Consider the following 20,620-nt stretch of genomic DNA (forward strand, 5'->3'; position numbering starts at 1 on the left):
TTATGCCTCCGAATGAAACTTGTTTGGCGCAGCGCTCAGAACACGCTGCCGAGCTGGAATTGGAAACGCTGGATCTCGTCGTCCTTCTCTTTCTTGAGCGGGTGGCCGAAGCTGAACTTCAGCGGTCCGATCGGGGAGCTCCACGAGAACGCAAGGCCGGTACTGTAACGCAGGTCGTCGAAGCCCAGCTTCTGCTCCTTGCCGGTATCGGGATCCTCGCCCCAGACATAGCCGGCATCGAAGAAGGCGGAGATGCGGAACGAGCGGTCGGTGCCCGAACCCGGCATCGGGAAGAAGAACTCGGCGTTGGTCACCAGCTTGCGGGTACCGCCGGTCGAGGTGATGTCGCCATCGGTATCCCTGAACTTCGGCCCCAGCGTGCCCTGATCGAAGCCGCGCACCGAGCCGATGCCGCCGACGTAGTAGTTCTTGTAGAAAGGCACTTCCTTGCCACCGAAACCCTTGGCATAGCCGAGGTCGGCATTGAGCATCAGCGCGTAATCGCGCCCGATCGGGAACCAGTGCTGGTACTGGTAGCCCAGCTTGCCGTAGCGCAGGTCGCCCACCGGCACGGTGACTTCGCCATACACACGCTGGTACACACCCTTGCGCGGATAGATGAAGCTGTCGCGGCTGTCGCGCGACCAGCCGACGGACAGCAGCAGGCTGCTGACGCTGACTTCGCCGACGCCGTCGGCCGCCCCGGAGCCGCTGCAGCCGAAATCCTTGCAGAAGTCCTTGTACAGGCGCGGGCTGTCCGAATAAGTGGTGATCTTGGTGTGGTCCGCCGTCAGGCCGAAGTTGATCTGGTCGTCCTCGGCGATCGGCCAGCCCAGGCGCAGGCCTGCGCCGGTCGACACCGTCTTGTACGGCGACAAGGTGTTGTAATCGGTCGGATCGTAGGTACGGTGGTACAGATCCCAGCCGAGGCTGACGCCATCCACGGTGTAATACGGGTTGGTGAAGGACAGCGACAGCGTGCGGCTCGACTTGCTGGTGTTCAGACCCAGGCTCAGCGCGTTGCCGCTGCCGAACAGGTTCTGCTGCGAAATCGAGGCCGACAGCACGATGCTTTCGGAGCTGGAGAAACCCGCCCCCAGCATCAGGTTGCCGGTCGGGCGTTCCTTGACCGCGAAATTGACGTCCACCTGGTCGGTCGTGCCCGGTACCGGCGGCGTCTCGACGTTGACCTCGTCGAAGTAGCCGAGCCGGTCGATGCGCGTCTTCGAGCGGTTGATCGCCGCGGCGTCGTACCAGCCACCTTCCATCTGGCGCATCTCGCGGCGAATCACTTCGTCGCGCGTCTTGGTGTTGCCGCCGACGTTGATACGGCGCACGTACACGCGGCGGCCCGGGTCGACGAAGATCGTGAACGCGACTTCGCGCTTCTCCTTGTCGACCTCGGGTGCGGCATTGACGTTGGCGAAGGCATAGCCTTCGTTGCCCAGCCGGTCGGTGATCGCCTTGGTTGTTTCGGTGAGGCGCTCGCGCGAGAAGGTCTCGCCCGGCTTCAGCGTGGTCAGCGCAAGGTATTCGGCTTCGGGAATGACGAGATCGCCGGTGTAGCGCACGCCGGTCACCTTGTACTGCTCGCCCTCGGTGATGTTCACCGTGATGTAAATGTCCTTCTTGTCGGGCGTGATCGACACCTGGGTGGAATCGATGTTGAAGTCGAGATAGCCCTGGTTCAGGTAGAAGGAGCGCAGGGTCTCGAGGTCGGCCGACAGCTTCTGGCGCGAATACTGGTCGTTCTTGGTGTACCAGGTCAGCCAGCCCGGCGTGGTCAGCTGCATCTGCTCGAGCAGGTCGTCCTCGTCGAAAGCCTGGGTGCCGATGATGCTGATCTGGCGGATCTTGGCGACGTCGCCTTCGTCCACGCTGAAGTTGATGCCGACGCGGTTGCGTTCGAGCGGGGTCACCGTGGTCGTGACCTGGGCCGAATACTTGCCGCGCGACAGGTACTGGCGCTTCAGTTCCTGTTCCGCGCGTTCGAGCAGCGAACGGTCGAAGATGCGCGACTCGGCCAGCCCCACTTCGCGCAGGCCGGCTTTCAGCGCATCCTTGTCGAATTCCTTGACGCCGACGAAATCGATCTGCGCGATCGCCGGGCGCTCATCGACGGCGACGACGATGACGTCGCCTTCGGTCTCGATGCGGACGTCGCTGAAGAAGCCGGTGGCGAACAGTGCGCGGATGGCTTCGGCGGCCTGGGCCTCGTCGAAGCGCTCACCGACGCGCACGGGCAGGTAATTGAAGACCGTACCGGCTTCGGTACGCTGGATGCCCTCGACCCGGATGTCCTTGACCACGAAAGGTTCGAATGCGAACGCCGGCGCAGCGGCGAATAGGGCCATGATGAGCCCGGGCAGGAGCTTGCGATTCATGCAGGAGTTCAGCCGGAAATGAGTCGGTTGATGTCGTTGTAGAAGGCGAAGGCCATGAGCATCGCCAGGAGAACGAGACCGATCTGCTGACCGATCTCCATGATGCGTTCCGGAATCGGACCGCCCTTGATGATTTCGACCGTATAGTACAACAAGTGTCCGCCATCAAGCACCGGGATCGGCAGCAGGTTCAGCACCCCGAGGCTGATGCTGATCAGCGCCACGAACTTGAGGTAGTGGTCGAGTCCGAGCTGTGCGGTCTGGCCCGCGTAGTCGGCGATCGTGACCGGACCGGAAAGGTTCTTCCAGGACACTTCGCCGGTGAACATGCGGCCGATCATCTTCAGGCTCAGCACGCTGGTTTCCCAGGTCTGGTGCACCGCCTTGACCAGCCCTTCACCAATCCCGTAGCGCACTTCGGCAAACATCGACAGCCCGCCCTGCAGGGGCTCGGCCACGCCTACGCCGATCCGCCCGATGCGCGCTCCGCCCTCGACCAGTTCGTCCGGCACGATGTCCAGCACGAATCGCCCGCCGTCACGCTGCACGTCGAAGCGCAGGCTGCGCCCGGCCGCGTCCCTCACCTTGGCGACCAGCTCGCCCCAGGAAGCGATCGGCTCGCCATCGATGGCGAGGACTTCGTCGCCGCTTCGCATGCCGGCACCCGCCGCTGCACCGTCCTCGGCAACCCGCCCGATGACCGCGGGAATCAGCGGACGCCAAGGCTGCAGGCCGAGGCGAACGATCAGATCCTGCTGGCCGTCGTCGATCGGGACGCCTCTGAGATCCAGCCTGCGGACGGCTTCCCTGTCGTCCAGCGTACGCACATGGAGCAAGACCTCGCGGCTGTCGAGTGCATGGCGCAGCAGAACCCAGCGCAAGTCCTGCCACGAGCGGACGGCTTCGTCGTCCACCGCGAGCACGAGGTCGCCGTCCTGCACGCCGGCAGCCTGGGCGATGGCCGGCGTGTCCGACAAGGCCAGGCGCGGCTGCAGCTCGTTGCTGCCGGTGACGAACAATCCCCAATACAGCGCCACCGCCAGCAGCAGATTCGCCAGCGGTCCGGCGGCGACGATCGCGAAGCGGCGCCAGACGCTCTGGCGATTGAAGGCCCGGTGCAGCTCCTCCGGCGCGACAGGGCCTTCGCGTTCGTCGAGCATCTTGACGTAGCCGCCCAGCGGAAAGGCCGCGAGCGCCCATTCGGTGCCGTCGCGACCGGCCTTGCGCGACAGCAGCGGCTTGCCGAAACCGATCGAGAAGCGCAGCACCTTGACGCCGCACCAGCGGGCGACGAGGTAGTGGCCCAGTTCGTGCACCAGGATCAGCAGGCCCAGCGCGAGCGCAAAAGGCAAAAGGTAATCGAACAGGTTCATCTGGCTGCCGCAAGCTTGTGAATTTCCAGCCGTGCCCGCTCCCTCGCCTGCGCGTCGGCAGCCAGCACGGCATCCAGCGAATCGACAGCGAAGTCGCCGGCGCGTTCCAGGCAGGGCTCGATGACGCGGGCGATGTCGAGAAAACCGATGCGGTGGCCGAGGAAAGCATCGACCGCTTCCTCGTTGGCGGCATTGAGCATCGCCGGCGCGGCGCCGCCGGCCCGCAGCGCCTCGAATGCCAGCGCCAGACAGGGGAAGCGGGCCAGATCCGGGCGCTCGAAATCGAGCCGGGCCACTTCGAACAGATCGAGTGCACGCACGCCGGCATCGATACGCTCGGGCCAGGCCATGGCATGGGCGATCGGCGTGCGCATGTCGGGGTTGCCCAGTTGGGCGATCACCGAACCGTCGATGTACTCCACCATCGAATGGATCACGCTCTGGCGGTGGACGACGACCTCGATGATGTCGGCAGACGCGCCGAACAGCCAGTGCGCCTCGATGACTTCGAGGCCCTTGTTCATCATCGTTGCCGAATCCACCGAAATCTTGCGCCCCATCACCCAGTTGGGATGGGCACAGGCCTGCTCGGGGGTGACGCCGGCCAGCGTCTCCAGCGGGCTTGCCCGGAAAGGCCCACCCGAGGCGGTCAGCAGCACCCTGCGTACGCCGGAGCGTTGCGGGTCGCGCGCATAGCTGGCGGGCAAGGCCTGGAAAACGGCGTTATGCTCGCTGTCGATCGGCAGCAGGACGGCACCGCTCCCGGCCACCGCATCCATGAACAGCCGCCCGGACAGCACCAGCGCCTCCTTGTTGGCCAGCAGCACCTTCTTGCCCGCACGCGCAGCGGCAAGCGCAGGACGCAGCCCGGCGGCGCCGACGATCGCCGCCATGACCATGTCGGCTTCGGCCGCTGCGGCGATGTCGACCAGCGCTTCGCTGCCGCACAGCACCTCGGTGCGGCTGCCCGCCGCACGCAGCGCGGTCCGCAGGCGCGCCGCGGCCTCGCCATCGACCAGCACGGCGAATTGCGGCGCAAAGCGCAGCACCTGTTCGAACAGCTTGTCGTCCTGGCGGTGCGCGCTCAGAGCGAAGACCGAGAATCGATCCGGGTGGCGGGCAACGACGTCGAGCGTGCTCTGGCCGATGGAACCGGTCGCACCCAGGACGGTGATGCGCTGGACGGCGTGTTGGGACATGGTGTGATCTGGAATGGGACGGAGTGGTGCCTGGCCGCTCAGCGCGCGAGCAGCACGGCGCCGAGGGCGACCATCGGCAGCGTCGAGGTGAGGCTGTCGATGCGATCGAGGATGCCGCCATGGCCGGGGAGAATGCTGCCGCTGTCCTTCAGGCCGGCCTGGCGCTTGAGCAGCGATTCGTACAGGTCGCCGACGATGCTGACCGCCGTCCACAGCACCAGGCCGGTCACGGTGGCAGTCACGCCGCCGGGAAAGCCGGCCCGCTGCGATGCCAGCACGATGAAACCGAAGCACAGCACGGCAAGGACCGCACCCGCCGCACCTTCCCAGGTCTTGCCCGGGCTGATCGACGGTGCGAGCTTGTGCCGCCCGAAAGCGCGGCCGGAGAAGTAGGCCGCGATGTCCGCGACCCACACCACCGCCATCGCCGCCAGCAGGGTCCAGGGGCCGATCGCCCTCAGTTGGGCGAGCGCGAGCGCCGTGGGCACCAGCACGACGAAACCGGTCAGCGCGGCCAGCACGGAGTCCGACAAAGGCCATTTGCGCACCAGCCACAGCGGCGCCAGCACCAGCCAGAACGCCGCGCTGATGACGTAGAGCGGCGTCAGCCCAAGCTCGTATCCGGTCGGGAAAGGCGAGCTCAGGCCGGCCAGATGGCCGAACAACAGGCAGATCGCGCCGAAGGCCAGCGCCGTCGCGACCCGCAGCGTCCGCGCGAACCCGGCCAGCGCCCCCCACTCCCAGGTCGCAGCGCTGCACAGCAGCGCGCAGAACACCAGCCAGCCCGCCGGCGGAAGGAGGAAGACGGCCGCGAGCAGGCCGACGAGCAGCGCGATCGCGGTGATGATTCGCGCCTTAAGCATGAGGTCTCTCGCTCTGCGGAAGGCCACGGGCGACGAGTTGCTCGCTGGTCCGGCCGAAACGGCGTTCGCGCCCCTGGTAGGAAGCAATGGCCTCGTCGAGCGCAGCCGCATCGAAATCCGGCCACAGCGCGTCGGTGAAATACAGTTCGGTATAGGCGAGCTGCCAGAGCATGAAATTGCTGATGCGCTTCTCCCCGCCGGTGCGGATGAAGAGATCGGGCTCCGGTGCGAAACTCATCGACAAGGCGCCCGTCAGCTCTTCCTCGCTGAAGCCGTCACGGCGTTCGGGATGCGTGCGCATCAGTTGCGATACCGCATTGGCGATATCCCAGCGGCCACCATAGTTCGCCGCCACGCACAGAGTGAGCCTGGTATTGCCGGCGGTCTTCTCCTCGGATTCGCGGATGACCCGCACCAGCTCCGGATCGAAGCGGGACATGTCGCCGATGACCCGCAGGCGAATGCCGTTGTGGTCGAGGCGCGCCACTTCCTTGTGCAGCGCACGCATGAAGAGCTGCATCAGGAAGGAGACTTCGTCCGCCGGCCGGCGCCAGTTCTCGGAACTGAAGGCGAACAGGGTCAGGTATTCGACCCCGCGCTCGACGCAGGCCTTGACCACCGTGCGCACGGCTTCGAGCCCCCGGGCATGCCCGGCGACACGCGGCATGAAACGCTTGCGCGCCCAGCGCCCGTTGCCGTCCATGATGATCGCGATGTGCCGCGGCACCGCAGGCACCTCGGGAATGTCCCGCGTGGAGCTCGCGAATCGTCCGTCCGTCATTGTCCGCCTCCTGTCCTGCCCATGAGGGAAGAGCCGATCCGGCGGATCAGATCTGCATCAGTTCCTGTTCTTTTGCGGCAAGCAGCTTGTCGACCTCGGCAACGTACTTGTCGGTCAGCTTCTGGACGTCCTCCTCGGCACGGCGCTCGTCGTCCTCGGAGATTTCCTTGTCCTTGACCGCATCCTTGAGCTGCTGATTGGCGTCGCGGCGCAGGTTGCGGATCGCGATCTTGGCGCCCTCGCCTTCCTGCCTGACGATCTTGGTCAGGTCGCGGCGGCGCTCTTCGGTCAACGCGGGCATCGGTACGCGCAGCATCTCGCCCATGTTCGCCGGGTTCAGGCCGAGGTCGCTGTCGCGGATGGCGCGTTCGACCTTGGGCAGCATCGGTTTTTCCCAGGTCTGCACGCCGATCGTGCGGGCATCGATCAGGGTGATGTTGGCCACCTGGTTCACCGGCACCATCGAACCGTAGTACTCGACCATGACGTGGTCGAGCAGGCCGACGTGGGCGCGGCCGGTACGGATCTTGGCCAGATCGGTCTTGAGCGCCTCGACCGATTTCTGCATCTTCTGTTCAGCGGTCTTCTTCAGTTCGGAAATCATCAGCGCACTCTCCAAGGGCGTCAGGAATGAACCAGCGTGCCTTCGTCCTCGCCCATGACGACGCGCCTGAGCGCACCCGGCTTGAAGATCGAAAACACGTTGATGGGCAGCTTCTGGTCGCGGCACAGCGCGAACGCGGTCGCATCGAGCACCGCCAGGTTGCGGCCGATCGCCTCGTCGAAGCTGATGCGATGGTAGCGCTGGGCATCCGGATCCTTCTTCGGATCGGCGGTATAGACGCCATCCACCTTGGTCGCCTTCAGCACGATCTGGGCACCGATCTCGGAACCGCGCAGCGCCGCCGCGGTGTCGGTGGTGAAGAAGGGGTTGCCGGTACCGGCGGCGAAGATCACCACGCGCCCCTCTTCCAGATGGCGGATCGCACGCCCGCGGATGTAGGGTTCGACGACCTGGTCGATGCGCAGCGCCGACTGCACGCGCGCCTCGACGTCCATGCGGCGCATGGCGTCGGCGAGCGCCATCGCGTTCATCACCGTGGCCAGCATGCCCATGTAGTCGGCAGTGGCGCGGTCCATGCCGGATGCCGCACCCTTCATGCCACGGAAGATGTTGCCGCCGCCGATCACCACACCCACCTGGACGCCCAGGCGCGAGATCTCGGCGATCTCGGAGACGATGCGGGTCACCACGTCCTCGTTGATGCCATAGGCGTCGTCCCCCATCAGGGCTTCGCCGGACAGTTTCAGCAGGATGCGCTTGTAGGCGGCGGACATGTGCTTCTCCTTACTGCTTGGCGGCAGCAGCTGCAGCAGCCTGCTGCTCGGCCACTTCGGCGGCGAAATCGGTCACTTTCTTCTCGATGCCTTCGCCGACGATGTACAGCATGAAGCCGGCGACCGAAGCGCCCCTGGCCTTCAGCAGCTGTTCGATGGTCTGCTTGCCGTCCTCGGCCTTGACGAAGACCTGGGCCAGCAGCGTGACTTCCTTCAGGAACTTCTGCACCGTACCGTCGGCGATCTTCTCCAGCATCGCCTCCGGCTTGTTGTCGGCACGCGCCTTTTCGATGGCGATGCGGCGCTCGGCATCGATCAGTTCCTGCGCGACGCCCGAAGCATCCAGCGCCTTCGGCTTGGACGCGGCGATGTGCATCGCGATGTCGCGGCCCAGTTGCTCGTCGCCACCGACCAGATCCAGCAGCACGCCGATCTTGGCGCCGCCGTGGATGTAGCTGAACAGCTGGCCCTTGGCCTCGACGCGGGCAAAGCGGCGGATCGACATGTTCTCGCCGATCTTGCCGACCAGCGCGGTGCGAACGGATTCGACCGTGCCGTCGGCCAGCGGCAGCGCCGACAGCGCAGCAACGTCGGCCGGGTTCTTGTCGGCGACCAGCTTGGCGCAGTTCTGCACCAGCGCCAGGAAATCGTCGTTCTTGGCGACGAAGTCGGTTTCGCAGTTGACTTCGATGATGGCACCCAGCTTGCCGTCGGCGGAGATCTCGATGCCGACCACGCCTTCGGCCGCCACGCGGGTCGCCGCCTTGCTGGCCTTGTTGCCGAGCTTGACGCGCAGGATCTCTTCGGCCTTGCCCATATCGCCGGCCGCTTCGGTCAGCGCCTTCTTGCATTCCATCATCGGCGCGTCCGTCTTCTCGCGCAGTTCCTTGACCATGCTCGCGGTGATTTCCGCCATGCTAACTCCTCGAATTTCGGCTATCGCCCGCACCGGCCCCAGCCAATGCGGAACGGGTATTCACGATGACAAAAAAGGGCCCCTCGAGGCCCTCGCAAGCCGCAGATCAGGCCTGCTCTTGCGTGTTCTCTTCCTCGACCTCGACGAACTCGTCGCCACCGGCATCGACGATTTCCTGCAGCACCTGGCTGCGCCCCTGCAGCACGGCATCGGCCACGCCACGGGCGTACAGGCGGATCGCGCGCGAGGAGTCGTCGTTGCCCGGGATCACGTAATCCACGCCTTCGGGCGAGTGGTTGGTATCGACCACGGCAACGACCGGGATGCCCAGCTTCTGGGCTTCGGTGATGGCGATCTTGTGGTAGCCGACGTCGATGACGAACAGCGCGTCGGGCAGGCCGCCCATGTCCTTGATGCCGCCGATCGACTTCTGCAGCTTCTCCATTTCGCGGCGCACGGTCAGCGCTTCGCGCTTCGACAGGCGCTCGATGGAACCGTCTTCGACCATGGCCTCGACTTCCTTCAGGCGCTTGATCGACTGCTTGACGGTCTTGAAGTTGGTCAGCATGCCGCCGAGCCAGCGCTCATCGACGAAAGGCATGCCGGCACGGCGGGCTTCCTCGGCGATGATCTCGCGCGCCTGGCGCTTGGTGCTGACGAACAGGATGTTGCCGCGATTGGCGGCCAGCTTGCGCACGAAGTCCATCGCTTCGTTGTACTTCACCATCGTCTTCTCGAGGTTGACGATGTGGATCTTGTTGCGCTGGCCGAAGATGTACGAGGCCATGCGCGGATTCCAGAAACGGGTCTGGTGACCAAAATGGACGCCCGCTTCGAGCATCTGACGCATCGTGACTGACATGTGAAACTCCAGATTTGAAAGGGTTGGACCTCCGCCCCGGGAGTGCTCCGTCACGCGCACCGGCCATCACCGTGGCCCGCACGCGCCCTTTGCACCTTGCCGGCTTCGCACCTTCGGTACGCGCGCCGGACCCCATTCCACAGGACGTGTGGATTTTTGCCTGCCCATGCAGACAAGCCTGCAATCTTAGCATGCCAGCGTTACCCTGCTCAAGGGCGCGCGTGCCTCGTGTTTGCCCGCCCCAGCCCGCTTGCGATACCTTTAGACCCTTTCCAGCCCCAGCAGACAGAAACCGACATGAGCATCGTCCTCAAAACCCCGGAAGAAATCGAAAAGATGCGCGTGGCCTGCCGCCTCGCCGCCGAGGTTCTCGACTACATCGCCCCCTTCGTCAAGCCGGGAGTCACGACCGGCGAACTCGACCGCCTGTGCCACGATTACATGGTCGATGTGCAGCAGACGATTCCGGCACCGCTGAACTACGCCCCGCCGGGCTACACGCCTTTCCCCAAGTCGATCTGCACCTCGATCAACCACCAGGTCTGCCACGGCATCCCGGGCGACAAGGCACTGAAGAAGGGCGACAGCCTCAACATCGACATCACCGTGATCAAGGACGGCTTCCATGGCGACACCAGCCGCATGTTCCTGGTCGGCGGCGAGGCCGCGGCCAGCATCGCTTCGCGCCGGCTGGCCCAGATCACCTATGAATGCATGTGGCTGGGCATCGCCGCGGTGAAGCCGGGCGGCCATCTGGGCGACATCGGCGCCGTGATTCAGAAGCATGCCGAGGGCAACGGCTACTCGGTGGTGCGCGAATTCTGCGGCCACGGCATCGGCCGCAAGTTCCACGAGGAGCCGCAGGTGCTGCACTACGGCAAGGCTGGCACCGGGCCGGAGCTCCTGCCGGGCATGATCTTCACCGTCGAGCCGATGATCAACGCCGGCAAGGCCGCCATTTCCGAACTGCCCGACGGCTGGACCATCGTCACCAAGGATCGCAGCCTGTCGGCGCAGTGGGAGCACACCGTGCTGGTCACCGAGACCGGCGTCGAAGTCCTGACCCTGTCCGAGCACTGCCCGCCCCCGCCGGCCGTCGTCGCCTCGCGTTTCGCCTGAATCCGCTTTTCGCGCAAGGCCCGAGCCACCATGCAAGACGCTCTCAACGCCCGCCTTCAAGCCCTGATCGCGGAAGCCCGGCAGCGGCTGGCCGATGGTTCGGCCGCGTTGCGCGCCGCGTACGATGCCCATCCGCGCACCTCGACGGTGCTGGAGGGGCGCACACGGCTGGTCGACGCCGAGGTCGCCGGCCTCTGGCAGGCTTGCGGCATGCCGGCCAACGCGGCCCTGGTGGCGGTCGGCGGCTACGGGCGCGGCGAGCTGTTTCCCGCCTCGGACGTCGATCTGCTGGTCCTCCTGCCGGGCACGGCGGACGTGGAGACCCGCATCCGGCTGAGCGCGATGGTCGGCGCGCTGTGGGACATCGGGCTCGAAATCGGCCACGCCGCGCGCACGGTGGATGAATGCATCGAAGCCGCGGACGACGACATCACCGTGCAGACCAGCCTGCTCGAGGCCCGCTTCCTCGCGGGCAACGCGTTGCTGTTCACCGAGTTGGAAGAGCGCTATCGCGCCGCGCTGGACGTACCCACCTTCTACAAGGCCAAGCTGCTCGAACAGGAGCAGCGCTACGCGCGCTTCGACGACAGCCCCTATTCGCTCGAACCGAACTGCAAGGACAGTCCCGGCGGGCTGCGCGACCTGCAGATGCTCGGCTGGATCGCACAAGCTGCCGGGCTGGGCCGCAACTGGCGCGACCTGGCCCGTCGCCGCCTGATCACCGGCAGCGAAGCCAGCGAGCTGCGCAGCGTGGAACGCTTCCTGCAGCACCTGCGGATCCGCCTTCACTACCTGGCCGGGCGTGCCGAAGACCGCCTGCTGTTCGACCACCAGGAAAAGCTGGCGCGCATCATGGGCATCGGCGCCAGCGCCAACCGGCGCGCTTCCGAAGTGCTGATGCAGCGCTACTACGTCAATGCCAAGATGGTGACGCAGCTCAACACCATCCTGCTGCAGAACTACGGCACGGTGATCTTCCCCGGCCGCGGCGCGGCCATTGTCATCAACCCACGCTTCCAGGCCGTGCGCGAACTGCTCGACATCCGCCACGAGGACATCTTCGAGCGCCAGCCGTCGGCACTGCTGGAATGCTTCCTGCTGCTGCAGCAGCGCTCGGAACTCAAGGGCATGACCGCGCGAACGCTGCGGGCGCTGTGGATCAACCGCAACCGCATCAACGCCGCCTTCCGCGCCGACCCCGCGCACCACGCCCTGTTTCTGCAGATCCTGCAGCAGAAGCGCGGCATCGTGCACGCCTTCCGGCGCCTGAACGAATACGGCATCCTGTCGCGCTACCTGCCGGCCTGGCGGCGGATCGTCGGCCAGATGCAGCACGACCTGTTCCATGCCTACACCGTCGACCAGCACATCCTGACGGTGCTGCGCAACATCCGGCGCTTCACGATGGGCGAGCACGCGCACGAATATCCGCTGATGACGCGCCTGATCCAGGTCTTCGACCGCCATTGGCTGCTCTACATCGCGGCGCTGTTCCACGACATCGCCAAGGGCCGCGGCGGCGATCACTCCAGGCTGGGCATGATCGATGCACGTGACTTCTGCGTGCTGCACGGCCTGGACGACGAAGACACCGAACTCGTCGTCTGGCTGGTCGGGCAGCACCTGATCATGTCCCACTTCGCCCAGAAGGAAGACATCTCCGACCCCGAGGTGATCCAGCGCTTCACCGACATCGTCGGCAGCGAACGCCGCCTCGTCGCGCTCTATCTGCTCACCCATGCCGACATCCGCGGCACCGGCCCCAAGGTCTGGAACGGCTGGAAAGGCAGGCTGCTCGAGGATCTCTTCTTCGCCGCCCAGCGCCTGCTGCGCGGCGCCACCCCGCAGCAGGCGCTGGGCATGGACGACCGCCTCGAGGATGCGCGCCGGCTGCTGCGCTATCACGGCCTGCGTCCCGGCGTCGAGGAGCGGCTGTGGTCCGAGCTGGACGCGGTGTATTTCATGCGCCATTCGGCCGAGGAGATCGCCTGGCACACGCGCGTGCTGTACTTTCGCCCGGACTCCGATGAACCCGTCGTCAAGGCACGGGTGACCGAGGACGAGGACGGCGTGCAGGTGATGGTGTTCACCCCCGACCAGCGGGAGCTCTTCGTCCGCCTGACCGGCTTCTTCAGCCGCCTCGGCTTCACCATCCTCGACGCCAAGGTGCATACCACCCGCCACGGCCATGCGCTCGACAGCTTCATCCTGCAGGATCCGGGCGGCGAAGCCCGCTACCGCGACGTGATCACGCTGATCGAGCACGAGCTCACCGCCTACCTGGCCCGCCCGGATGCGCTCGACCGCCCGTCGCGCGGCCGCATGTCGCGCCACGTCAAGCACTTCCCGATCACGCCGCAGGTCAGCATCCGCGCCGACGAGGCGGGCCGGCACTACATCCTGTCGCTGACCGCGGCCGACCGGCCGGGACTGCTGTTCGACGTCGCCGAAATACTCGCCAACCACGGCATCCGCCTGCTCACGGCGAAGATCGCCACGCTCGGCGAACGCGTCGAGGATACTTTCCTGCTCAGCGGCGCCACGCTTGCCCAGGACGCCCAGCTGCTGCGCATCGAGCGCGAACTGCTGCAGCGCCTGCAGGTCTGAGGCGCGCCACCGAGGGCCGGGCCGGAGAGCCTGGCCCTCAGTGAGCCTTGCCGCCGAGGCGGTCCATCAGCGCGTAGAGCACACCGGAACACAGGAAAGTGATGTGGATGCCGACCATCCAGGCCAGATGGCGGTCGCTGAGGTTGTCCACGTTCATGAAGGCCTTCAGCAGCTCGATACCCGAGATCGCCACGATCGAGCCGATCAGCTTGATCTTGAGGTCGGAGAAACCGATGTGCCCCATCCACTCCGGGCGATCCTGGTGGCTGTGCAGGTCGTCCATCTTGGAGACGAAGTTCTCGTAGCCGCTGAACATGATGATGATCAGCAGGTTCATGATCAGCGCGATGTCGACCAGCGACAGCACGCCGATGATCAGTTCGCCGCCGGTCGCGGTCATGATGTGGGCGAACAGGCCCCACACTTCCTTGCCGAACTTGACCAGCAGCACCACCATCGCCAGCACCAGGCCGAAATAGACCGGCGCCATCAGCCAGCGGCTGGAGAACAGCAGGTGCTCGAAGTTGTTTTCCAGCCGTTTCATGTCTTGCGGTTCCTGATTCATCGCTTTCCGTTTCATACCTGGCAGATCATTTCGAGGATGGCGCGCACCCGGGCCATCGCCGTCTGCAGCGTGGCCTCGATGTCGTCGAAGACGATCCCGCGCGCGCTGTCCGAGCGCCCCGCGGCGTGATTGACCACGACGTTGAGCGCCGCATACGGCAGCTCCAGTTCGCGCGCCAGCGCAGCCTCCGGCATGCCGGTCATGCCGACGACGTCGGCGCCGTCGCGCTCCAGCCGGTCGATTTCCGCCGCCGTTTCCAGCCGCGGCCCCTGGGTGGCGGCATAGACGCCGCCGTCCACCGCGCGCTCGCCGGCGGCTGCCGTCGCCGCCAGCAGCCGCCGGCGCAGCACCGCGTCGTAGGGGTGGGTGAAATCGACGTGCTTGACCGGCATCTCGCCGCCTTCGAAGAAGCTGCTGTCGCGCCCCCAGGTGTAGTCGATGATCTGGTCCGGCACGACCAGGGTGCCCGGGCCGAGATCGGCACGGATGCCGCCCACCGAGGCCACCGAGATGATGCCCTTGACTTTCGCCTGCTTCAGCGCCCAGATGTTGGCGCGGTAATTGACCCGGTGCGGCGGAATCGTATGGCCGTAGCCGTGGCGGGCGAGGAACACCACCGGCTCCGAACACAGGCTGCCGTAGGTCAGCGCGCCGGACGGCTCGCCGTAGGGGGTGCGCACGACCTCGCGCCGCACGATGGCGAGGGAGGAAAGCTGGGTCAGGCCGCTGCCGCCGATGATCGCGAGCATCCGCTTGCTCCGCTGAAAAAATGGGCGCGGATTTTAGCACGCAGCTTCGACAAAGGATGCTGCGCTGCCGCAACGCATGTTAGAATCCTCGCCCTTTCAAAGACTTCCCGCCTCCATGTCCCGCGCCATCCGCAACATCGCCATCATCGCCCACGTCGACCACGGCAAGACCACCCTCGTCGACCAATTGCTGCGCCAGTCCGGCACCTTCCGCGAAAACCAGCAGGTCGCCGAACGCGTCATGGACTCGGGAGACATCGAGAAGGAACGCGGCATCACCATCCTCGCCAAGAACTGTGCGATCCAGTACGGCGACACCCACATCAACATCGTCGACACCCCGGGCCACGCCGACTTCGGCGGCGAGGTCGAGCGCGTGCTGTCGATGGTCGACAGCGTGCTGCTGCTGGTCGATGCCCAGGAAGGCCCGATGCCGCAGACCCGCTTCGTCACCCGCAAGGCACTGGCGCTGGGGCTGAAGCCGATCGTCGTCATCAACAAGATCGACCGCCCGGGCGCCCGCCCGGACTGGGTCATCAACCACACCTTCGACCTGTTCGACAAGTTGGGCGCCACCGAGGAACAGCTCGACTTCCCGGTCATCTACGCCTCCGGCCTCAACGGCTTCGCGGTCGAGAGCCTCGACGACGAGCGCAAGGACATGCGTCCGCTGTTCGAAGCCATCCTCAAGTACGTGCCGCCGCCCGAGATCGACGTCGACGGCCCGCTGCGGCTGCAGATCTGCTCGCTCGACTACTCCACCTACATGGGCCAGCTCGGCATCGGCCGCATCCAGCGCGGCCGCATCCGCCCGAACCAGGAACTGGTCGTGATGTACGGCGACGAGAACCGCGGCAAGGGCAAGGTCAGCCAGGTGCTGACCTTCAAGGGCCTGGAGCGCTCGGCCGCCGAGGTCGCCGAAGCCGGCGACATCGTGCTGGTGGCCGGCATCGACCAGGTCAACATCGGCGTCACGCTGTGCGACCCCGACAAGCTCGACCCGCTGCCGCCGATCGCCGTCGACGAGCCGACGCTGACGATGAACTTCATGGTCAACACCTCGCCGCTGGCCGGCCGCGAAGGCAAGTACGTCACCAGCCGCCAGATCCGCGAACGTCTGGAAAAGGAACTGCTGAAGAACGTCGCGCTGCGCGTCAACTACACCCAGGACGCCGACGTCTTCGAAGTGTCGGGCCGCGGCGAACTGCACCTGACCATCCTGCTCGAAAACATGCGCCGCGAAGGCTACGAGATGGCCGTCGGCCGCCCGCGCGTGGTGTTCAAGGAAATCGACGGCCAGAAGTGCGAGCCCTACGAGCTGCTGACCGTCGACGTCGAGGAAGAGCACCAGGGCGGCGTCATGGAAGAACTCGGCCGCCGCCGTGGCGAGCTGCAGGACATGCAGCCGGACGGCAAGGGCCGCGTGCGCCTCGAATACCGCATCCCGGCCCGCGGCCTGATCGGCTTCCAGGGCGAGTTCCTGACCCTGACCCGCGGCACCGGCCTGGCCAGCCACGTCTTCGACGACTACGGCCCGATGGCCGGCCAGATGGCCGAACGCCGCAACGGCGTGCTGATCTCGCAGAACAACGGCGACGCCGTGGCCTATGCGCTGTGGAACCTGCAGGACCGCGGCCGCATGTTCGTCAGCCCGGGCGACGCGCTGTACGAAGGCATGATCATCGGCGTGCATTCGCGCGACAACGACCTCGTCGTCAACCCGATCAAGGGCAAGCAGCTCACCAACGTGCGCGCCTCGGGCAAGGACGAGGCGGTCAACCTGACGCCGCCGATCCAGCTCACGCTCGAATCGGCGATCGAGTTCATCGCCGACGACGAACTGGTCGAGATCACGCCGAAGTCGATCCGCCTGCGCAAGCGCCACCTGCAGGAGCACGAGCGCAAGCGCGCAGCGAAAGCCGCCGACGTCTGAGCCGCCGCTGCCGCCACGCATGAACGCCCTTCCCGATCGCCGTGAAGGGCGTTTTCCTTTTGCGGCATGAACTACGACGATCCTGCCGTTGTCTGGAAGAGTCGAGCATCGCTTGTCAGAATATGCAACAAGCGACCGGACATCGAGACCGACCCATGACGAAAGACTCACGCCCCGTTCACGCCGGCGATCCTTTTCCTTCCTCGTCCCAGCCGCCCACCCGCTGGCACACCCTGAGCCGCTCCCAGATCGAGGAAATGCTGCAGACCGGAACGCGCGGACTGACCGAGGCCGAAGCCGCCAGGCGCCTGGGCGTCTACGGCCCGAACCGCCTGGCACCGCCCAAACGGCGCGGCCCGCTGCTGCGTCTGCTGATGCAGTTCCACAACATCCTGCTGTACGTGATGATGGGCGCCGCCCTGATCACCGCGCTGCTCGGCCACTGGGTCGACACCGGTGTGCTGATGGCGGCGGTGATCATCAACGCCATCATCGGCTTCATCCAGGAAGGCAAGGCCGAATCCGCGCTCGACGCCATCCGCGGCATGCTCTCGCCCCACGCGATGGTCGTGCGCGACGGCGTCCGGCGGGAAATCGACGCCGGCGAACTGGTGCCCGGCGACCTTGTCGTGCTGGCCTCCGGCGACCGCGTGCCGGCCGATCTGCGCCTCGCCTCGGTCAAGGAGCTGCGAGTCGAGGAAGCCGCGCTGACCGGCGAATCCCTGCCGGTGGAGAAGACCACCGCCACCGTCGCCGCCGATGCGCCGCTGGGCGACCGCCACGGCATGGCCTACTCCGGCACCCTGGTGGTGTACGGCCAGGCCAGCGGCATCGTGGTCAGGACCGGCGCAGCCACCGAGCTCGGCAAGATCAACCAGATGCTGGCCGACATCCGCAGTCTGACGACGCCGCTGCTGCGCCAGGTCGATCGCTTCGGCCACGCCCTGGCGCTGACCATTCTGGCGCTGTCGGCCGCGACCTTCGTGCTCGGCACGCTGTGGCGCGGACACGCGCCGGCGGACATGTTCATGATGGTGGTGGCACTGGCCGCTTCCGCGATTCCCGAAGGCCTGCCGGCGATCATGACCGTCACGCTGGCCCTCGGCGTGCAGCGCATGGCGCGGCGCAACGCGATCATCCGCCGCCTGCCGGCGGTCGAGACGCTGGGCTCGGTCACGGTGATCTGCTCGGACAAGACCGGCACGCTGACGCGCAACGAAATGACGGTGCAGAAAGTGGTCTGCGCCGGCCACGTGTTCGACGTCGGCGGCGTCGGCTACGCACCGGTGGGCGACCTGAGCGTGGACGGCCGCATCATCGACCCCGAGCACTATCCCGCGCTGGCGATGGCGATCCGTGCCGGCGTGCTGTGCAACGACGCCCGCCTGTGCGAGGAAGACGATCTGTGGCGAATCGAAGGCGACCCCACCGAAGGTGCGCTGCTGGTGCTCGGCGGCAAGACCGGCTTCTCGCAGCACCTCGGCGACGAAGCCTGGCCCCGCCTCGATTCGATCCCCTTCGAATCCCAGCACCGCTTCATGGCCACCTGGCATCGCGACAGCGACGACATGCCGTGGATCTTCACCAAGGGCGCGCCGGAGCGCATCTTCGACATGTGCAGCGCGCAGTGGGGCGCCGACGGCGAGGAGCCGCTGGACATCGACACCTGGCGGCGCATGGCGACCAACGTCGCCGCGCAGGGGCTGCGGCTGCTGGCACTGGCCTGCAAGCGCGCCGCGCCGCAGGGCGAGTCACTCGATTTCGCCGACGTGGACGCCGGCTTCGTGCTGCTGGCCCTGGTCGGCATCATCGACCCGCCGCGCGAGGAAGCCATCCGCGCGGTGGGCGACTGCCACCATGCCGGCATCCGCGTCAAGATGATCACCGGCGACCATGCCGAAACGGCGCGCGCGATCGGTGCCCAGCTTTCCATCGGCGTCGGCAAACCGGCGCTGACCGGCGCCGAGGTGGCGGTGATGGACGATGCCACGCTGCGCGAGGTGGCGATGGAAGTGGATGTCTTCGCCCGCGCCAGCCCCGAGCACAAGCTGCGCCTGGTGCAGGCCTTGCAGGAGCACGGCCAGGTGGTGGCGATGACCGGCGACGGCGTCAATGACGCCCCGGCCCTGAAGCGCGCCGACGTCGGCGTGGCGATGGGCATGAAAGGCACCGAGGCCGCCAAGGAAGCCAGCGACATGGTGCTGGCCGACGACAACTTCGCCACCATCGCCACCGCGGTGCGCGAAGGCCGGGCGGTCTACGACAACCTCAAGAAGTTCATCCTGTTCATGCTGCCGACCAACGGCGGCGAGGCGCTGGTGGTGATCGCCGCGATCCTGTTCGAGCTGATCCTGCCGCTGACGGCGGCCCAGGTGCTGTGGATCAACATGGTGACGTCGAGCACGCTCGGCCTGGCGCTGGCTTTCGAGCCGGCCGAGCGCGGCATCATGAACCGTCCGCCGCGGCCGCCCGGCGAAGCCCTGCTGTCGGGCTTCTTCGTCTGGCGCGTGCTGATGGTGTCGGTGCTGATGATGACCGGCGCGCTCGGCCTGTTCCTGTACGAGCTGGACAAGGGCACCAGCATCGAGACCGCACGCACGATGGCGGTGAACGCAGTGGTCGCGGCGGAAATGTTCTATCTGGTCAACAGCCGCTTCATCCTCGCGCCCGCCCGCCTGAGCGGCAACCGCTACGTACTGCTGGCGATCGCCGCCTGCATTCCGCTGCAACTGGCCTTCACCCATCTGCCGCTGATGCAGGGTATCTTCGGTTCGGACGACCTGACGCTGCTGGAGTGGGCCAAGGTGCTGGGCGCCGGCCTGCTGGTGTTCTGCGTCGCGGAAGCGGAGAAGTTCATCATCCGCCGCACCCCGCTGGCCGCACGGCTGCATCACGCCTGAAACGCGACGCGGGGTGGAGGGAGGCCGCTTGCCGGCTTCCCTCCACCCCGCGCATTCCTTGCCAGTGCTTTCTCTCGGTGCCGCCTACTTGGCGGTTTTCGCACTCTTTTGCTGCGCGCCGAAGCGTTCGCCGAGATAGTCGGCGAATTCGGCACCCGTTTCCGGGTGGCGCAGGCCGAATTCGATGGTCGCTTTCAGGTAGCCCAGCTTGGAGCCGCAGTCGTAGCGCACGCCGTCGAACTGGTAGGCCAGCACGGCCTCTTCCTTCAGCAGCGAGGCGATGGCGTCGGTGAGCTGATACTCGCCGCCGGCGCCGGGCTTCAGGGCGCGAATGTGCTCGAAGATGCGCGGCGTCAGGATGTAGCGGCCGACCACCGCCTGCGTGGTGGGCGCTTCCTCGGGCTTGGGTTTTTCGACGATGCCGGTCATGCGCTGCACCTTGCCCGACTCGTTCTCGGTGCTGACGATGCCGTAGCTGCGCGTTTCCGAGCGCGGCACGTTCATCGTGCCCAGTACCGAACAGCGGTGGTAGCTGAAGACGTCGACCATCTGCTTGAGCACCGGCGTGCCGTCCTTGTTGTCGAGCAGGTCGTCGGCGAGGATCACCGCGAAAGCTTCGTCATTGACGATGTTGTCGGCGCACAGCACCGCATGGCCCAGGCCCAGCGCTTCGGACTGGCGGGTGTAGATGCAGTTGACGCCCTTGGGCACCGTCTTGCGCACGATCTCGAGCAGTTCCTTCTTGCCGCGGGATTCCAGCTCGGTCTCGAGTTCGTAGGCCTTGTCGAAGTGATCCTCGATCGAACGCTTGGTGCGGCCGGTGATGAAGATCATGTCGGTGATGCCCGCTGCCACCGCTTCTTCGACCGCGTACTGGATCAGGGGCTTGTCGACGATCGGCAGCATCTCCTTCGGGCTGGCCTTGGTCGCCGGCAGGAAGCGCGTGCCCATGCCGGCGACCGGAAATATTGCCTTGGTGATCTTCTTCATGCCTGCTTCACTCCCTGTTCGATCGTTCGACAAAGCCGTCC

The 20,620-nt window shown here is 66.0% G+C and carries 16 protein-coding genes; 4 read left to right on the plus strand and 12 right to left on the minus strand.

Annotated elements, in window-relative coordinates; translation table 11 throughout:
* Positions 1 to 35 precede the first annotated feature (35 nt).
* From bamA to rpsB, 9 genes are all read right to left on the minus strand, one after another.
* Positions 36 to 2,384 (minus strand): outer membrane protein assembly factor BamA, encoded by a 2,349-nt coding sequence (bamA, locus tag TBU01S_RS14155; protein WP_068637273.1) that lies wholly within the window; start codon positions 2,382 to 2,384, stop codon positions 36 to 38.
* Positions 2,385 to 2,392: 8 nt separating this feature from the next.
* Complete coding sequence (rseP, locus tag TBU01S_RS14160) at positions 2,393 to 3,757, minus strand: RIP metalloprotease RseP (protein ID WP_068637274.1); 1,365 nt, start codon at positions 3,755 to 3,757, stop codon at positions 2,393 to 2,395.
* Positions 3,754 to 4,956: a 1-deoxy-D-xylulose-5-phosphate reductoisomerase gene (gene ispC, locus TBU01S_RS14165; protein ID WP_068637275.1), complete on the minus strand. Its 1,203-nt coding sequence runs from the start codon at positions 4,954 to 4,956 to the stop codon at positions 3,754 to 3,756. The genes rseP and ispC overlap by 4 nt, the downstream gene beginning before the upstream one ends.
* A gap of 38 nt (positions 4,957 to 4,994) precedes the next feature.
* Entirely contained in the window at positions 4,995 to 5,819 is an 825-nt protein-coding gene (locus TBU01S_RS14170) for a phosphatidate cytidylyltransferase (RefSeq protein ID WP_068637276.1), read from the minus strand.
* Complete coding sequence (uppS, locus tag TBU01S_RS14175) at positions 5,812 to 6,600, minus strand: polyprenyl diphosphate synthase (protein WP_068637277.1); 789 nt, start codon at positions 6,598 to 6,600, stop codon at positions 5,812 to 5,814. The genes TBU01S_RS14170 and uppS overlap by 8 nt, the downstream gene beginning before the upstream one ends.
* A 46-nt stretch (positions 6,601 to 6,646) precedes the next feature.
* Positions 6,647 to 7,204: a ribosome recycling factor gene (gene frr / locus TBU01S_RS14180; protein WP_068637315.1), complete on the minus strand. Its 558-nt coding sequence runs from the start codon at positions 7,202 to 7,204 to the stop codon at positions 6,647 to 6,649.
* 20 nt (positions 7,205 to 7,224) lie between these two features.
* A complete protein-coding gene (pyrH, locus tag TBU01S_RS14185) occupies positions 7,225 to 7,938 on the minus strand; it encodes a UMP kinase (RefSeq protein ID WP_068637278.1) in 714 nt (237 codons plus the stop codon).
* A 10-nt stretch (positions 7,939 to 7,948) separates the two neighbouring features.
* The gene (gene tsf / locus TBU01S_RS14190) at positions 7,949 to 8,854 is read right to left on the minus strand and encodes a translation elongation factor Ts (RefSeq protein ID WP_068637279.1); all 906 of its coding nucleotides are present in this window, start codon (positions 8,852 to 8,854) and stop codon (positions 7,949 to 7,951) included.
* A gap of 106 nt (positions 8,855 to 8,960) precedes the next feature.
* On the minus strand, positions 8,961 to 9,716 hold the full coding sequence (rpsB, locus tag TBU01S_RS14195) for a 30S ribosomal protein S2 (protein WP_068637280.1): 756 nt from the start codon (positions 9,714 to 9,716) through the stop codon (positions 8,961 to 8,963).
* 297 nt (positions 9,717 to 10,013) lie between these two features.
* Here rpsB and map point away from each other — a divergent pair, with 297 nt between their 5' ends.
* On the plus strand, positions 10,014 to 10,835 hold the full coding sequence (gene map, locus TBU01S_RS14200; RefSeq protein WP_068637281.1) for a type I methionyl aminopeptidase: 822 nt from the start codon (positions 10,014 to 10,016) through the stop codon (positions 10,833 to 10,835).
* A gap of 30 nt (positions 10,836 to 10,865) precedes the next feature.
* On the plus strand, positions 10,866 to 13,442 hold the full coding sequence (locus TBU01S_RS14205) for a [protein-PII] uridylyltransferase (RefSeq protein WP_068637282.1): 2,577 nt from the start codon (positions 10,866 to 10,868) through the stop codon (positions 13,440 to 13,442).
* A 37-nt stretch (positions 13,443 to 13,479) separates the two neighbouring features.
* On the opposite strand, the gene TBU01S_RS14210 is transcribed toward TBU01S_RS14205, so the two are convergent.
* On the minus strand, positions 13,480 to 13,986 hold the full coding sequence (locus TBU01S_RS14210) for a TIGR00645 family protein (protein ID WP_068637283.1): 507 nt from the start codon (positions 13,984 to 13,986) through the stop codon (positions 13,480 to 13,482).
* A 32-nt stretch (positions 13,987 to 14,018) separates the two neighbouring features.
* On the minus strand, positions 14,019 to 14,756 hold the full coding sequence (locus tag TBU01S_RS14215) for an S-methyl-5'-thioinosine phosphorylase (RefSeq protein WP_068637284.1): 738 nt from the start codon (positions 14,754 to 14,756) through the stop codon (positions 14,019 to 14,021).
* Between the two features lie 115 nt (positions 14,757 to 14,871).
* On the opposite strand from TBU01S_RS14215, the gene typA reads away from it, so the two are divergent.
* Together typA and TBU01S_RS14225 are read left to right on the plus strand one after the other, a co-directional pair.
* On the plus strand, positions 14,872 to 16,689 hold the full coding sequence (gene typA, locus TBU01S_RS14220; RefSeq protein WP_068637285.1) for a translational GTPase TypA: 1,818 nt from the start codon (positions 14,872 to 14,874) through the stop codon (positions 16,687 to 16,689).
* 155 nt (positions 16,690 to 16,844) lie between these two features.
* Positions 16,845 to 19,589, plus strand: coding sequence for a cation-transporting P-type ATPase (locus TBU01S_RS14225; protein ID WP_169802975.1), 2,745 nt, complete (start codon positions 16,845 to 16,847; stop codon positions 19,587 to 19,589).
* Between the two features lie 84 nt (positions 19,590 to 19,673).
* Here TBU01S_RS14225 and galU read toward each other — a convergent pair whose 3' ends face one another.
* Entirely contained in the window at positions 19,674 to 20,579 is a 906-nt protein-coding gene (galU, locus tag TBU01S_RS14230; RefSeq protein WP_068637286.1) for a UTP--glucose-1-phosphate uridylyltransferase GalU, read from the minus strand.
* Between the last annotated feature and the right edge of the window lie 41 nt (positions 20,580 to 20,620).

It is taken from the genome of Thauera butanivorans NBRC 103042 (assembly GCF_001591165.1).
Classification (GTDB): domain Bacteria; phylum Pseudomonadota; class Gammaproteobacteria; order Burkholderiales; family Rhodocyclaceae; genus Thauera; species Thauera butanivorans.